12 protein-coding genes are annotated in these 14,837 nt (G+C 69.1%); 3 read left to right on the forward strand and 9 right to left on the reverse strand.

Translation table 11 applies throughout. The annotated features are described in order from the left end of the window. Positions 1-18 precede the first annotated feature (18 nt). A complete protein-coding gene (locus tag ACM6LR_RS18735) occupies positions 19-849 on the reverse strand; it encodes a hypothetical protein (RefSeq protein ID WP_414937301.1) in 831 nt (276 codons plus the stop codon). Continuing rightward, a complete protein-coding gene (locus tag ACM6LR_RS18740) occupies positions 846-1,133 on the reverse strand; it encodes a hypothetical protein (protein WP_101606383.1) in 288 nt (95 codons plus the stop codon). Before ACM6LR_RS18740 ends, ACM6LR_RS18735 begins: the two co-directional genes overlap by 4 nt. Positions 1,134-1,396: 263 nt before the next feature. Between ACM6LR_RS18740 and edd the strand changes: the two genes are divergently transcribed. Next, positions 1,397-3,286, forward strand: a complete 1,890-nt coding sequence (edd, locus tag ACM6LR_RS18745; RefSeq protein ID WP_414937300.1) for a phosphogluconate dehydratase — start codon at positions 1,397-1,399, stop codon at positions 3,284-3,286. Then, positions 3,283-3,903, forward strand: a complete 621-nt coding sequence (eda, locus tag ACM6LR_RS18750; RefSeq protein ID WP_414937299.1) for a bifunctional 4-hydroxy-2-oxoglutarate aldolase/2-dehydro-3-deoxy-phosphogluconate aldolase — start codon at positions 3,283-3,285, stop codon at positions 3,901-3,903. Before edd ends, eda begins: the two co-directional genes overlap by 4 nt. A gap of 45 nt (positions 3,904-3,948) precedes the next feature. On the opposite strand, the gene ACM6LR_RS18755 is transcribed toward eda, so the two are convergent. The 7 genes from ACM6LR_RS18755 to ACM6LR_RS18785 all read right to left on the reverse strand — a co-directional run bounded on the left by ACM6LR_RS18755 (position 3,949) and on the right by ACM6LR_RS18785 (position 10,015). Then, positions 3,949-4,386: a GNAT family N-acetyltransferase gene (locus tag ACM6LR_RS18755; RefSeq protein WP_414937298.1), complete on the reverse strand. Its 438-nt coding sequence runs from the start codon at positions 4,384-4,386 to the stop codon at positions 3,949-3,951. Positions 4,387-4,571: 185 nt separating this feature from the next. Continuing rightward, complete coding sequence (locus ACM6LR_RS18760; RefSeq protein ID WP_414944193.1) at positions 4,572-5,012, reverse strand: iron chaperone; 441 nt, start codon at positions 5,010-5,012, stop codon at positions 4,572-4,574. Positions 5,013-5,062: 50 nt separating this feature from the next. Then, on the reverse strand, positions 5,063-5,686 hold the full coding sequence (locus ACM6LR_RS18765; RefSeq protein ID WP_414937296.1) for a glyoxalase: 624 nt from the start codon (positions 5,684-5,686) through the stop codon (positions 5,063-5,065). Positions 5,687-5,853: 167 nt separating this feature from the next. Beyond that, positions 5,854-6,381, reverse strand: coding sequence for a regulatory protein RecX (locus ACM6LR_RS18770; protein ID WP_414937938.1), 528 nt, complete (start codon positions 6,379-6,381; stop codon positions 5,854-5,856). 26 nt (positions 6,382-6,407) lie between these two features. Beyond that, the gene (recA, locus tag ACM6LR_RS18775) at positions 6,408-7,448 is read right to left on the reverse strand and encodes a recombinase RecA (RefSeq protein WP_414937295.1); all 1,041 of its coding nucleotides are present in this window, start codon (positions 7,446-7,448) and stop codon (positions 6,408-6,410) included. A gap of 205 nt (positions 7,449-7,653) precedes the next feature. Continuing rightward, positions 7,654-7,848 carry a DUF3046 domain-containing protein gene (locus tag ACM6LR_RS18780; protein WP_414944194.1) on the reverse strand — a complete coding sequence of 65 codons (195 nt, stop codon included), beginning with the start codon at positions 7,846-7,848 and terminating at the stop codon, positions 7,654-7,656. 253 nt (positions 7,849-8,101) lie between these two features. Further along, complete coding sequence (locus tag ACM6LR_RS18785; protein WP_414937936.1) at positions 8,102-10,015, reverse strand: Hsp70 family protein; 1,914 nt, start codon at positions 10,013-10,015, stop codon at positions 8,102-8,104. Positions 10,016-10,186: 171 nt separating this feature from the next. Between ACM6LR_RS18785 and ACM6LR_RS18790 the strand changes: the two genes are divergently transcribed. Beyond that, positions 10,187-14,809: an ATP-dependent helicase gene (locus ACM6LR_RS18790; RefSeq protein WP_414937935.1), complete on the forward strand. Its 4,623-nt coding sequence runs from the start codon at positions 10,187-10,189 to the stop codon at positions 14,807-14,809. The last annotated feature ends 28 nt before the right edge of the window (positions 14,810-14,837 follow it).

The following is a 14,837-nucleotide window of genomic DNA, read 5'->3' on the forward strand; positions in this document are numbered from 1 at the left end:
CGGGAGCTGCCCGCGCCGCTAGTTGATGAACCGCAGATCCGAGATCGCGCCGCTGGCCACGAGCATCACGTAGAGGTCGGTCAGCACGAGCGTGCCGAGTGTCGTCCACGCCAGCGCCATGTGCCGGGTGTTGAGTTTCGTGATCTGTGTCCAGATCCAGTAGCGGACCGGATGTTTCGAGAAGTGTTTGAGCCTGCCGCCGGTCACGTGACGGCACGAGTGGCACGACAGCGTGTAAGCCCACAACAGGACCACGTTGCCGAGCAGCACGATGTTGCCGAGCCCGAAACCGAACCCGCCCGTCTCGCCGTGGAACGCGGTGATCGCGTCGTAGGTGTTGATCAGCGAGACGACCACGGCCACGTAGAAGAAGTAGCGATGGACGTTCTGGATGATCAGCGGCAACCGGGTCTCACCGGTGTACTTCGCGTGCGGTTCGGCGACCGCGCAGGCCGGCGGCGAGAACCAGACGGCCCGGTAGTAGGCCTTGCGGTAGTAGTAGCAGGTCAGCCGGAAGCCCAGCAGAAACGGCAGAACCAGGAAGCCGAGCGGGATGAAGCCCGGCAGTTCGCCGAACCATGTCCCGAAATGCCGGGAGCCTTCGACACAGGATTCCGAGACACAGGGCGAATAGAACGGCGTCAGGTAGTGGTATTCCGGCACCCAGTACGCGGTGCGGACGAAAGCCCTGATCGTCGCGTAGATGATGAAGGTGGAAAGGCCGAGGACGGTCAGCAGCGGGGAGAGCCACCACCGGTCGGTGCGCAGCGTTCGTTCGGCGATCCGGGCCCGCGACGGTGCGTGGACCCCCGTACCCCGTCCGGCCTTTTTGCCGGCGGGGGCGCTCACCGCTGGTCGCGCTTGTAGCCGCCGACGCCTTCGTCATCGGCGCCGTGCCAGAGCGCCGGGTCGTAGGGCGTATCGGGTATTTGGACACGGTCGGCGGCCTTCGCTTGCGCGGGCACCGCGTTCGGGGTCGTGTCGAGATCGGTCGCGTCGATGTCGAGTCGCTCCACGTCGTTCGCCAGGCGTTGTACCGCCGACGCGTCGCCGTATCGGGACCGCAGCGCGCCGACGCACTGCCTCAATTGACCGATGGCTCGCCGAAGCTCGGCGATCTCTGTGGTGGACATCGGTACCTCCCGATGGTCGGTTCGGTTGGCCGCTTGAGTCTTCGAAGGCAAGCGATCCTCGCTGTCTCGACTCTGCCGCGCGTTGTGCAATGTGACAAGTAGCACAGTAGAACCTAGGGGGGTGACGGAGGTCACGCGAGTCGATCTTCTGTATCGATTTTGATCCGCGCTTTCCGCCGAGGTACTGTGGCCACTGTCACGACCCAGCGGCGTCAGCGTTGCCGTCCCGCGGACCACCACGACCAGTGATCCGGAGCCGGACAATGAGCACCGCCCCGAACGTCCACCCCATCGTCGCCGAAGTCACCGAACGCGTCGTCGCCCGCAGCGCAGAGACCCGCGCCGCGCACCTCCAACGTGCGGCGGCCGCCCACGAAGAAGGTCCGATGCGACGCGGACTCGACTGCAGCAACCTCGCCCACGGATTCGCCGCGATGGAGGGTGTCGACAAAGCGGCACTGCGCGCCGTGCGGGTTCCGGGCGTCGCGATCGTCTCGTCCTACAACGACATGCTTTCGGCGCACCAGCCGATGCAGGAGTACCCCGCGATGCTGAAAGGTTCGGTCCGGCAGGCCGGCGGGGTGGCCCAGTTCGCCGGCGGCGTGCCCGCGATGTGCGACGGCGTCACCCAGGGCCGCCCGGGGATGGAGCTGTCGCTGTTCAGCCGCGAGGTCATCGCGATGTCGACCGCGATCGCGCTGTCCCACGACATGTTCGACGCGGCGCTGCTGCTCGGCGTCTGCGACAAGATCGTGCCGGGCCTGCTGATCGGCGCACTGTCCTTCGGGCACCTCCCGGCGATTTTGGTACCGGCCGGGCCGATGAACTCCGGTCTGCCGAACAAGGAGAAGGCGCGTGTGCGCCAGCTCTACGCCGAGGGCAAGGCGACCCGCGAAGACCTGCTGGACGCCGAAGCGGCTTCGTACCACTCGGCGGGAACGTGCACGTTCTACGGCACCGCCAACTCGAACCAGATGGTCGTCGAGGTGATGGGCCTGCACCTGCCGGGCGCCAGCTTCGTGCAGCCGAACTCGCCGCTGCGGAAGGCGCTGACCGAAGAGGCCGGGCGCCGCGTGGTGAAGCTTTCGCGCGGCGAGGAGTACACGCCGGTATCTCGGGTGATCGACGAGAAGGCCGTCGTCAACGGCGTCATCGCGCTGCTCGCCACGGGTGGTTCGACCAACCACACGATGCACCTCGTCGCGATCGCCGCGGCCGCGGGCATCCAGCTGACCTGGGACGACTTCTCCGACCTGTCGCCGGTGATCCCGCTGCTGGCGCGGGTGTACCCGAACGGCAGCGCGGACATCAACCACTTCCACGCCGCCGGAGGCATCCAGTTCCTGGTCGGCACGCTGCTCGACGCGGGCCTGCTGCACGAGGACGTCCAGACCGTCGCCGGACCGGGCCTGCACCGCTACCGGCAGGAGCCGATCCTGTCCGAGGGCGAACTGGTCTGGCGCGACGTCCCGACGCGCAGCCTCGACGAGAACGTCCTGCGTCCCGCATGGCGGCCGTTCGCGGCCGACGGCGGGCTGCGGATGGTCGCGGGCAACCTCGGCCGCGCGGTGATCAAGGTGTCCGCGGTGGCTCCGGAGCACCGGATCGTCCAGGCCCCGGCACGGGTGTTCACCGACCAGAAGTCCTTCAAGGACGCTTTCGAGGCGGGCGAGCTGGACCGCGACGTCGTCGTGGTCATCCGGCAGCAGGGCCCGCAGGCCAACGGGATGCCGGAACTGCACGGGCTCACACCGGCGCTGGGGGTGCTGATGGATCGCGGGCACCAGGTGGCGTTGCTCACCGACGGCCGGATGTCCGGCGCGTCCGGCAAGATCCCGGCGGCGATCCAAGTGACCCCGGAAGCCGCTGTGGGCGGCCCGATCGCGCGGATCGCCGACGGCGACACCATCCGCCTCGACGCCAAGGCCGGGACGCTGGACGTCTTCGTGGGTGACGAAGAACTCGCCCGCCGTGAACTGGTGGACTCCCCGCCTTCGGAGGCATCCTGGACCGGCACCGGCCGGGAGCTGTTCGCGGCGCTGCGCCGCGCGGTCGGCCCCGCCGATCAGGGCGCGAGCGTGTTCGGACCGCTCACGCCGGAACACTTCGGCGCTCCGGCGCACACGTTGACCCCTGTGGAGGTAACCCAGTGACCACCGGCGCCGACCTGCTCGGCCTGTCCCCCGTGATGCCCGTCGTCGTACTCGACGACGCCGCCGACGCGGTACCCACCGCGCGGGCACTGCTCGCGGGCGGGATCGGCGTGATCGAGCTGACCCTGCGCACCCCGGCGGCGCTCGCCTCCATCGAGCGGATCGCCGCGGAGGTCCCGGAGATCGTGATCGGCGCCGGGACGGTCACCGCTCCGGAGCACGCCAAGCAGGCCGCCGACGCCGGCGCGAAGTTCCTGGTGACCCCTGGCTGCACGGACTCGGTCCTGGACGCCGCGTTCGACACCGGCCTGCCGTTCCTTCCGGGAGCGAGCACGGTTTCGGAGGCGATGCGGCTGGCCGAACGCGGGCTGACGGCGCTGAAGTTCTTTCCCGCCGAGGCCAGCGGCGGGGTGGCGTACCTGAAGTCGATCGGCGGTCCGCTGCCCGGGCTGCGCTTCTGCCCGACCGGCGGGATCACCGTGCAGACCGCGCCGGACTACCTCGCACTGTCCAATGTGGGCTGCATCGGTGGCTCGTGGCTGACGCCGAAGAATGCTTTGGCGGCCAAGGACTTCGGGAAGATCGAGGCTTTCGCCGCGGAGGCGTCGAAGCTCTGACCCGCTCTGTGAAGGCCACCGTTTCGGCGGTGGCCTTCACGGCGTTCAGAGCGGGAGCTGGTACTGGATGAAACCCCGGTTGACCGCGACCTGGTCGTACAGGCGGCGCGCGGTGGCGTTGGATTCCTTGGTGTGCCAATAGACCCTGTCGCAATCACGGATCCGCGCCCAGTTCGCCACCGCGTCGATCAGTGCTCGCGCGACGCCTTTGCCCCGGGCTTCCGGCACGGTGAACAGGTCCTGCAGGTAGCAGACGTCGGTGAGCGCGGAAGTGCTGGGGTGCACCAGGAAGTGCGTGATTCCGACCAGTTTTCCGTCGAGGTGGGCGCCGAGCGCGTGCATCCGGTTCCCCTCGCGGAACTCTCGCCAAGCGCGGTCGTAGATCTCTTGGGGCGAGACACGTTCATAGAAGGCGATGTAGGCGCGGAACAGGTCCTCCCAGGCTTCGCGGTCTTCGGGCTCTAGTGGAGCGATGGTGATCATGTGGTCCTCCCAGTGATCACCCGAGCCTAGGTGCCGTCCGGTGGGCGGGGAGTGGCCAATCGAGCGTTAAAGTGACTTGCCACTCGCACTCCGGCCTGTGATTCGGGCAATTGAGGTGTCCGGCAAAGGTGTCGTGTTCGGACGCGGCGCCGATATCCGGCTCCGGACCGAAGTTCATCCGCGGCTCAGCTCACGGCCTGCTTCACCAGGGCGGCGATGCGCTTCTCCACCGCGGCCGTCATCTTGACCAAGGCGAAACTGGTCGCCCACATCGCACCGTCGTCCAGCTGGGCCTCTTCGTTGAAACCAAGAGTCGCGTAACGCGTCTTGAACTTGGCCGCCCCCTGGAAGAAGCAGACGATCTTGCCGTCCAGCGCGTAGGCGGGCTGGCCGTACCAGAGCTTCGGCGCGAGCATCGGGGCGTTGGCCTTCACGATGGCGTGGACCCGCTCGGCCAATAGCCGGTCCTCGTCGGACATCTCGGCGATCTTCGCGACCACGTCCCGCTCCGCCGCCGCGGCTTTGCCGGCGCTCGAACCGCGGCGCGCGGCCTTCCTCATGTCCTGGGCGTGTTCTTTCATCGCGGCCTCTTCTTCGGCCGTGAATCCTTCGTACGTGACGCTCATGGTGTTTTCTCCCTGGTAGGCGACGAGCGGGGGCATCCGGTAGCGGCACATCAGGACTGGGCGGCGAGAGCGGAGGTCTCCCAGGCGAACCCGTCCAGGTCGGTGCACGGGGCGGCGCCGCAGATCGCGATGCGGTGCGAGCCGGTGCCTTCCGGGGTGACGCCGGCGTCCTTGGCCAGGGCCTTGCGCCGGTACAGCGCCAGCTTGACCGGGCTCGAGCCGGATTCGAACTCGACGTACACGCGGCCGAAGCTCTTCCCTACGGTGAGGCCGTGCTCGACGTAGAACTTCTTGCTCGCGGCCACGTCGGCGACGCCCAGCAGGAGCACGATGTCGTCGATCTCGCGGGAGGCGGGTCCGGTGTTCTTCTTCGCCGAGGTGGCGATCTTCCAGAGGGCACCGTCCGGGGCCTGGACGACGCCGCCGTAACCCCACATCGATTTCGCGGCGGGTTTGATCGCCGTCGCACCGGCGGCGAGCGCGGTTTCGATCAGGGCGTCGACGTTGGCGGGCTGGGACACCGTGAGGGACAGGGTGTAGCCGCGGAAGCCGCTGGTCGGCTCTTGCGCGGTCCGCAGGCGAAGCTGGGTGCCGAGCCCGAAGGCGGTGGCGTAGAAGCGTTCGGCGGCCGCGGTGTCGGCCACTTCGAGGGTGATGGCGTCGATGAGGTTCATGCCGGTAAAGCTATTTCCGAGCGGGCGTCCGGTGCTTCTCGATTCCTGATCGGTCACCTCGACGCTGGTCAGATCCTCGATCGGACAGCAAAACACCGACCGGCGGGCAAGTGGCCCGCCCGGCCGGTGAGCAGCTCAGGTGAAGGGTGACTCGGGTATCGAGTGATTCAGTCGAGGGCGGCGTCGTCCAGCAGTGCCGCTTCGGCGCCGAACTCGCGGAGTTCGTCACGGATCACGGTGTAGGCCAGCCCCTGGGGATAGCCCTTGCGGGCGAGGAAGCCCAGCAAGCGACGGATCGCCGTCTGCTCGTCAACGTTGCCCAAGGAGCGCATGCGCTTCCGTACCAGCTCTCGGGCCCGCTGCTCCTCTGCCTCTCGGTCCACCTCGTCGGCGGCCTGGACGGCGATATCCCCATCGATTCCTTTGCGTTTGAGTTCGGTCACGAGGGCATTCCGCGACAGACCCATGTTGGCATGACGGGACCGAACCCACATCTCGGCGAACTCGGCGTCGTTGATGAGCCCTGCCTGGTCCAGCTTACCGAGCAGGGACTCCGTCGTCTCCTCGTCGAAGCCCTTGCGTTTGAGAGCCTGACGTAGTTCATCCGTGGAGCGCGGGCGCGCGGCCAGGAGATCGAAGCAGATCTCCTTGGCCTTCTTCCTCCGCTCGTCCGGCGGCAGCTCCGCCGGATCCACCTTGGGCGCTCGCAAACCCACTCTCCTTAGAAGTCGACCGGCGCCGGGGCGGCTTCGGCGTCGACGACGGCGCCGATACCGAGCTTCTCCTTGATGCGCTTCTCGATCTCGTTGGCGATGTCCGGGTTGTCCAGCAGGAACTTGCGGGCGTTTTCCTTGCCCTGGCCCAACTGGTCGCCCTCGTAGGTGTACCAAGCACCGGACTTGCGCAGGATGCCCTGGTCGACACCCATGTCGATCAACGAACCCTCACGGGAGATACCCTTGCCGTAGAGGATGTCGAACTCGGCCTGCTTGAAGGGCGGGGCGACCTTGTTCTTCACGACCTTGACGCGGGTGCGGTTACCGACGGGCTCGCCGCCGTCCTTCAACGTTTCGATCCGGCGGACGTCCAAGCGGACCGACGCGTAGAACTTCAGCGCCTTACCACCGGTCGTGGTCTCCGGGGAGCCGAACATGACGCCGATCTTCTCGCGCAGCTGGTTGATGAAGATCGCGGTGGTGCCGGAATTGCTCATCGCACCGGTCATCTTCCGCAGCGCCTGGCTCATCAGCCGGGCCTGGAGACCGACGTGGCTGTCGCCCATCTCGCCCTCGATCTCGGCGCGCGGCACGAGTGCGGCGACCGAGTCGATGACCAGGATGTCGAGCGCGCCGGAGCGGATCAGCATGTCCGCGATCTCGAGCGCCTGCTCACCGGTGTCCGGCTGGGAGACCAGCAGCGCGTCGGTGTCGACGCCGAGCTTCTTGGCGTACTCCGGGTCCAGCGCGTGCTCCGCGTCGATGAACGCGGCGATGCCGCCGTTCCTCTGCGCGTTGGCGACCGCGTGCAGCGCGACGGTGGTCTTACCGGAGGACTCCGGACCGTAGATCTCGATGACCCGGCCGCGAGGCAGGCCTCCGATCCCGAGCGCGACGTCGAGCGCGATGGCACCGGTGGGGATGACGGCGATCGGGGCACGGCCCTCTTCGCCGAGGCGCATGACCGAGCCCTTGCCGTACTGCTTGTCGATCTGGGCCAGGGCCAGTTCGAGCGCCTTGTCCTTGTCGGGTGCTGCTGGTGCCATGGAGTCCACCTCGTTTGTTGAGCCGGGTAGGGCTTGTTCTGTTCTGAGCTGTCGGGTCCGACGCTACGGGCGACCACCGACAATTCCAGGCCTCGCGCCCAAGCTGTGGATCGCTGACCCCGTTGTGGACAACACCCTAGACGAACGTGTGTTCGAGACCGTGACCGACACGCCTTGCGCTAGACTTTCTTGCCCTTCGCCGAGGTCAGCGCCGCTCCGACGGCACCTCGAAGGCGTCGCAGACCGCCCGCCAGACGTCCTTGGCCGAGGTTCCCGCGTCGAGGGCCTGCTCGACGGTCTGTCCCCCGAGTTCGCCGAAGACGTGATCCCTGGAGAGGGTTTCCGCACGTCCGGGACCGAATTCGTCGGCCATGAGCCGCCGGAAGACCGTGATACGCATCGGGGGAAGTCTAGACCGGCCTTCGGCTCGGAACGCGTGAAGGCCCCTTCACGCGGTTGAGCCTCACTCACCCCGCCGATCACCAAAACGCGCCACCGCGACCTACCCGCTCAAAGACCAGCAGGTCACCGGGACGAAGGGGGCTTTCCCCGCATCACACGCGGGAAAAGACCCCTTCGCGTCACTTAGCGCGGGCGACCTCGGTCGCGGCCGCCCGACGAGATCCACCTTCCGAAACACGTGAAGCCGCTATCTACTCGCCCGGCTGGACGCTCTTTTCGAAGTAGTCGGCCAGTTCGCCCGGCGTCGGGTTCTGTCCTTCGGCCGGGACCTGGTAGATGAAACCGACCAGCGGCCGGTCGGTGACGGTGAACACGAGGACGGCCGCGTTCCGCCCGGCGGCCGAGGAGTACTGGCCTTCCAGGGCGTTACCCGCCCATTTGGCCTCGGTGCGATCCCCGCCCGCCGACTTGAGCAGCCCGTCGGTGTAGGCCTTGAGCTTCTCCGCGGAGTCGCTCTGAAGATAGGTCACCTGGGTTCCGGCGCGGCCCGGCGCGGAGCAGGTCGACGTCACGCCGAGCTCCTCGGCCGGTTTCGCCGGTCCGTTGCCCATCCCGGGTTTGCAGTCGCCGGTGTCGGCGATCTTCCCGGCTAGCTGGCGCAGGCAGCCGGTGAGGCCCTTGTCGTCGGCCGCGCTGGGCGTCTTGCAGTCGCTCGCCGTGTAGGTGGTCACCGACGAGGACGTCAGGAAGTACACGAGCCCGGCGGCGATCAGCACGACGACGGCCGCGATGGCGCCGATGACGAGCGGCTTCTTCTTGCTCGCGGGCGCCTTGTCATCGGTGGCCTGCCCGGCCAAGGAGTACGTCGGGAAGTTCGTCGGCGCGGGCTGCTGCTGCACCTGCTGCGGGCCGCTGTTGGGGTAGCCCGACTGCGGGAAACCGCCGGACTGGCCGGGTCCGCCGTTCTGGTAACCGGGGATCGACGCGACCTGCTGCGGCGGCGCGTACGGACCCGAGGCGCCGGGGCCGACCTGGTACGCGCCGGTTCCGGCCGCGACCTGCCCTTCGACACCCTGAGTACGACTGCTGATGCCGTCGGAGGCGACGTGCTGCGCGCCGAGCGCGACCGCGGTCTCCGGCTGGTCGAGGCTGCCGGGGACGACGCCGAGCTTCTCCGCGATCAGGCTGCCGACCAGCGGAAGCCTGCTCGAACCGCCGACGAGGTAGATACCGGCGAGCCGGTCAGGGGTCATCCCCGCCGAGCGGACCACCCGTGACATCAGCTCGACACTGCGCAGCATCGACGGCCGCACCAGTGCCTCGAGTTCGCCACGGGTGACGAGCACGTCCTCGAACGGCTCCGGCATCGGGACCTCGGTCTGCGGGTGCCGGGAAAGGGCCTCCTTCGCCGCCTTCACGTCCTCCTGCAGCGCGCGCCGCGTACGACGGTCCGGAGTGGACTCCGGCCGCAGAACCCGCTGCCAGCGCTGAGGATCCTTGTGCGAGACCTCACGGCCGACGTGCACCAGCAGCGCTTGGTCGACGTCGAGGCCGCCGAGGTCGGGAAGGCCGTCTTCGGCGACGACGGTGAAGCCACCGTTCGGGGTCGCGCCGACGATGGCGACGTCGAAGGTGCCGGCGCCGAGGTCGTACACGGCGAGCGCCTGCCCGGGCGCGAGCGTCTTGCCGGGGAACGACGCGAAGTGCGCGGCGGCGGCGACGGGCTCGGGCACGAGCACCAGGTTGCCGCCCATCCCGGCGAGCCGGGCGGCGGACAGGAGCACGTTGCGGCGGGTCTGGCCCCACTGCGCGGGGTGGGTGAGCCGGACCTCCTCGGGCAGTTCGCCGCCGAGCTGGCGGGTGGTCTCGTCGAGGACGCGGCGCAGGATCGCGGCCAGCACCTCGGTGACGGGGATGACGTCGGTGCCCAGCAGGAGCGTCTGCTCGTCGATGCGGCGCTTGGGGTTGGGCTCGAAGCGGGTCGGGTCGAGGCGGGCACGGCGTTCGGCGTCGCGGCCGACCATGATCGTGCCGTCCTCGGTGGCGAACACCGCGGATGGCATGTTGGCCGAACCGTCGACCTCGACCACCCGCGGCGGCCTTCCGTGTGCCGAAAGCACGGCCACGGTGTTGGACGTACCGAGGTCCACCGACAGGATCCGCACAGCTCTTTCCCCTTCACAGACGAACGGCGGCCGCCCCAGTACCGATCCGGCCGCGCTGGCGGTGATGCTCCCATGAGCGAGGTCACCGTACGTGCGGAACCCGCCGAACTCCTCCCCGACCGGGTGCCGTGTCACAGGCGCCGAGCGAAACTGTCGGTGGCCGGGCGCACTATGGAGGGCGTGGCAGACGTACTCGACCTCTTCTCCCCCGCGACCAGGGACTGGTTCACCGGGGCCTTCGCCGCGCCCACCCGCGCGCAGGAGGGGGCGTGGCGTGCCGCGTACGCGAGGGAACACGCCCTGGTCGTGGCTCCGACGGGGTCCGGTAAGACACTGTCGGCGTTCCTCTGGGCGCTGGACAGGCTGTCGGTCGAGCCGCCGCCTGACGAGCCGCGGAAGCGCTGCCGCGTCCTCTATGTCTCGCCGCTCAAGGCGCTGGCTGTCGACGTCCAGCGCAACCTGCGGGCCCCGCTGGCGGGTATCTCACAGGCTTCACGGCGGCTGGGACTGCCGGTGCCGGACATCGGCGTCGGCATGCGCACCGGCGACACCACCGCGGCCGAGCGCCGTTCCTTCGGCAAGACGCCACCAGATGTGCTGGTCACCACGCCGGAGTCACTGTTCCTCATCCTCACCTCCTCCGCGCGCGATTCGCTGCGCGGCGTGGAGACGGTGATCATCGACGAGGTGCACGCGGTCGCTGGCGGTAAACGCGGCGCGCATCTGGCCTTGTCACTGGAGCGGCTCGACGCGCTCCTAGAGAAACCCGCCCAGCGGATCGGGCTGTCGGCGACGGTCCGGCCGATCGACGAGGTCGCCTCGTTCCTCGCCGGCGGCAGGCCGGTCACCATCGTCCAGCCGAAGCTCGCGAAGACGATCGAAGTCCGCGTCGAGGTCCCGGTCGAGGACATGTCCAATCTCGACGGTCCACAGGGGCCGAAGCAGAACGAGGACCTCGACGCGGGCCTCGCCCGGTTGCCCGGCTCGCTGGAGGAGATCGACGGCACACCGCGAAGGCCGTCCATCTGGCCCGCCGTGGAGGAGCGGGTCCTCGAACTGATCCAGGCGCATCGATCGACGATCGTGTTCGTCAATTCGCGGCGGCTCACCGAGCGGATGACGGCGCGGCTCAACGAACTCGTCGCGGAACAGACCGAACTGGAGCCGGACCAGCGGTATCCGGCCGAAGCGATCGGCCAGTCCGGGCTCACCACGGGCGCGGCGCCGGTGATCGCGCGGGCGCACCACGGATCGATGTCCCGGGAGCAGCGCACCCACGTCGAAGAGGAACTCAAGACGGGCCGCCTCGCCTGCGTCGTCGCGACGTCCTCGCTGGAACTGGGCATCGACATGGGCGCGGTCGATCTCGTCGTGCAGATCGAGGCGCCGCCGACGGTGGCCTCGGGGCTGCAACGGGTCGGCCGGGCCGGGCACCAGGTCGGCGCGGTGTCGACCGGGGTGATGTTCCCGAAGTTCCGTGGCGACCTCGTCTCGTGCGCGGTGGTCGCGGAACGGATGGCGTCCGGGGCGATCGAAGCGGTGCGATACCCGCGAAACCCGCTGGACGTGCTCGCGCAGCAGATCGTGGCGATGGTGGCGCTCGAATCGTGGACGGTCGACGAACTGGCCACCCTCGCCCGCCGCGCGGCGCCGTTCGCCTCCCTGCCGGACGACGCGCTGCTCGCGGTGCTCGACATGCTCTCCGGCCGGTATCCGAGCGAGGAGTTCGGCGAACTGCGCGCCCGGATCACCTGGGACAGGGTCAGCGGCGAACTGCACGGCCGTCCCGGTTCGCAGCGGCTGGCGGTGACCTCCGGCGGCACGATCCCCGACCGCGGCCTGTTCACCGTGATGACGCCGGGTAGCGACGGCAAACCCGGGTCGCGCGTGGGCGAACTCGATGAGGAGATGGTCTACGAATCCCGCGTCGGGGACACGATTTTGCTCGGCACCTCTTCCTGGCGGGTCACCGACATCACCCACGACCGGGTGATCGTGGTGCCCGCGCCGGGCGAGCCCGCGCGGATGCCGTTCTGGAAGGGCGACGCCCCTGGCCGTCCGCTGGAACTGGGGCGGGCGCTGGGCGCGTTCGTCCGCGAACTGTCCACTTCGGACCCCGCCGCGGCCAGGGAACGCGCGGCCGTCGCCGGGCTGGACGAGTACGCGTGCGACAACCTGCTGGGGTATCTGGAAGAGCAGAAGTCGGCCACGCGGCACGTCCCGAACGACAAGACCGTGCTGCTGGAACGGTTCCGCGACGAACTGGGCGACTGGCGGGTCATCCTGCACTCCCCGTTCGGCGCCCAGGTGAACGCGCCGTGGGCGCTCGCGATCGCGGCCCGGCTGCGGGAGAACCGCGGGGTCGACGCGCAGGTGGCGCATGCCGACGACGGCATCGTGCTGCGGCTGCCGGAGGCTTTGGACTCCGAGGGCTCGGAAATCACCATCGGCGTCGACGACGTGCTGCTCGATCCGGAGGAGGTCGAGCAGCTGATCGTCGCCGAGGTCGGCGGCTCGGCGGTGTTCGCCGCGCGGTTCCGGGAATGCGCGGCGCGGTCGCTGCTGCTCCCCCGCCGGGATCCGCGCCGTCGCACCCCGCTGTGGCAGCAACGGCAGCGCGCGTCGCAACTGCTTTCGGTGGCGGCCAAGTACGAGCGGTTCCCCGTGGTGCTGGAAGCGATGCGGGAAGTACTGCAGGACGTGTACGACGTCGGCGGGCTGCGCGAACTGATGGCCGACGTCCGGTCGCGGAAGGTGAAGCTGGTCGAGGTCGAGACGCCATCGGCGTCGCCGTTCGCGCGCAGCCTGCTGTTCGGCTACGTCGGAATGTTTCTGTACGAGACGGACGCCCCGCTCGCGGAACGGCGCGCGGCGGCGCTGGCGCTCGATTCGACGCTGCTGGCCGAACTGCTCGGCACCGAGGCGATCCGGGAGCTGCTCGACGCCGAGGTCGTCGCCGAAGTCGAGCGCTCGTTGCAACGGCTCGATCCCGACAGGCACGCCCGCAACGCCGAGGAGGCCGCGGATCTGTTGCGGTTCCTCGGAGATCTCTCGATCGAGGAGGCCGCCGCCCGGGGCATCCAACGGGAATGGCTGGAGGAACTGGAGTCGGCGCGGCGAGTGATCCGGGTCCGCATCGGCGGCGGCGAACGGTTCATCGCCATCGAGGACGCCGGCCGGGTGCGGGACGCGCTGGGCACGGCGCTGCCGGTCGGCGTGCCGGAGGCGTTCACCGAACCCGTCGAGGATCCTGTCGGCGATCTGCTTTCCCGCTATTCCCGCAGCCGTGGTCCGTTCAGCGCCCGGCAGGCCGCCGAACGCTTCGGGCTGGGAACGGCCGTGGTCACCGATGCGCTCAACAGAATGACCTCGCAAGCCAGGCTGGTCCGAGGTGAGCTGAGCCCGGTCGGGCATCCGGAGACCCACGGCGTCGGCATGGAGTTCTGCGACGCGTCGGTGCTGCGCAGGCTCCGGCGGGCGTCACTGGCGCGGCTGCGGGCCGAGGTCGAGCCGGTCGAACCGGCGGCACTGGGCCGGTTCCTGCCGTCCTGGCACGGCATCGGCGCGCGAGTGCGGTCCGCGCCGACGGCGGACGACGTGCTGTCCGTTGTCGAGCAACTGGCGGGCGCTCCGCTCCCGGCCAGCGCGGTGGAGTCGCTGATCCTGCCGAGCAGGCTGCCCGGCTACACACCGTCGTTGCTCGACGAACTGACCACGGCGGGCGAGGTCACCTGGTGCGGCTGCGGTTCCCTGTCCGGTGGCGACGGCTGGCTGGCGCTCGCGCCAACGGACGTCGCCGATCTGCTGCTGCCCGACCTCGACGACGATCTGCCTTCCGGCCCGCTCCACGCGGCCATCCTGTCCACTTTGGAGGGTGGGGCGCAGTTCTTCCGTCAGCTCGTGGACCGGGCGTCACCGTTGGTCGAAACCCCGCCCAACGACGGCGAAGTCGTTGCCGCGCTGTGGGATCTGGTGTGGGCCGGGCTGGTCACCGGTGACACGCTGGGCCCGCTGCGGGCGCAGGTCTCCGGTTCGGGCGCGGCGCACAAACCCCGGCGGCAAGCTCCTCGAGGCCGGTACGCGCGGCTCCGGGCCGGACGGCCGTCGATGCCGTCGCGCACCGGTCCGCCGACGGTGGCGGGCCGCTGGGCACTGACCCCTGGGCGTGAAGCGGATCCGACCAGGCGCGCGCTGGCGCGGACGGAGGCGTTCCTGGAGCGGCACGGTGTCCTCACCAGGGGTGCGCTCGACACCGAGCGGGTGACGGGCGGGTTTTCCGGGATCTACAAGGTTTTGCGCGGGATGGAGGACTCGGGTCAGGTCGTCCGGGGTTACGTGGTCGAGGGGCTCGGTGCCGCGCAGTTCGCGGCGAAGGGCGCCGTCGACAGGCTGCGCGCGCAGTCCGGGAACCAGCGCACCACCCAGGAAGGGGCGGTCGTGCTCGCCGCCGCCGACCCGGCGCAGCCTTACGGCGCCGCGTTGGCGTGGCCTGCCGCGACGGGCGACACGAAGCACCGACCGGCAAGGAAAGCGGGCGCGCTGGCGGTGCTCGTGGACGGTGTCCCGGCGATGTACGTCGAACGCGGCGGCCGGTCGCTGCTGAGTTTCACCGAGGATCAGGAGACCTTGCGTTCGGCCGCGCGAGCGTTGTCCGCGGCGGTGCGGGAGGGCTGGCTGGGCCAGCTGGCGGTGCAGAAGGCCGACGGCGAGGTGGCGCTCACCTCGGAGCTTTCGTCGGTGCTTCAGGAGGCAGGATTCCGGGCGACCCCGAAGGGGCTGCGCCTGCGGGCCTAGAATTGCCGCTCAAGCCAGCGGAGAAGGA

Source organism: Amycolatopsis sp. cmx-11-32 (assembly GCF_047608695.1).
Lineage (GTDB): Bacteria > Actinomycetota > Actinomycetes > Mycobacteriales > Pseudonocardiaceae > Amycolatopsis.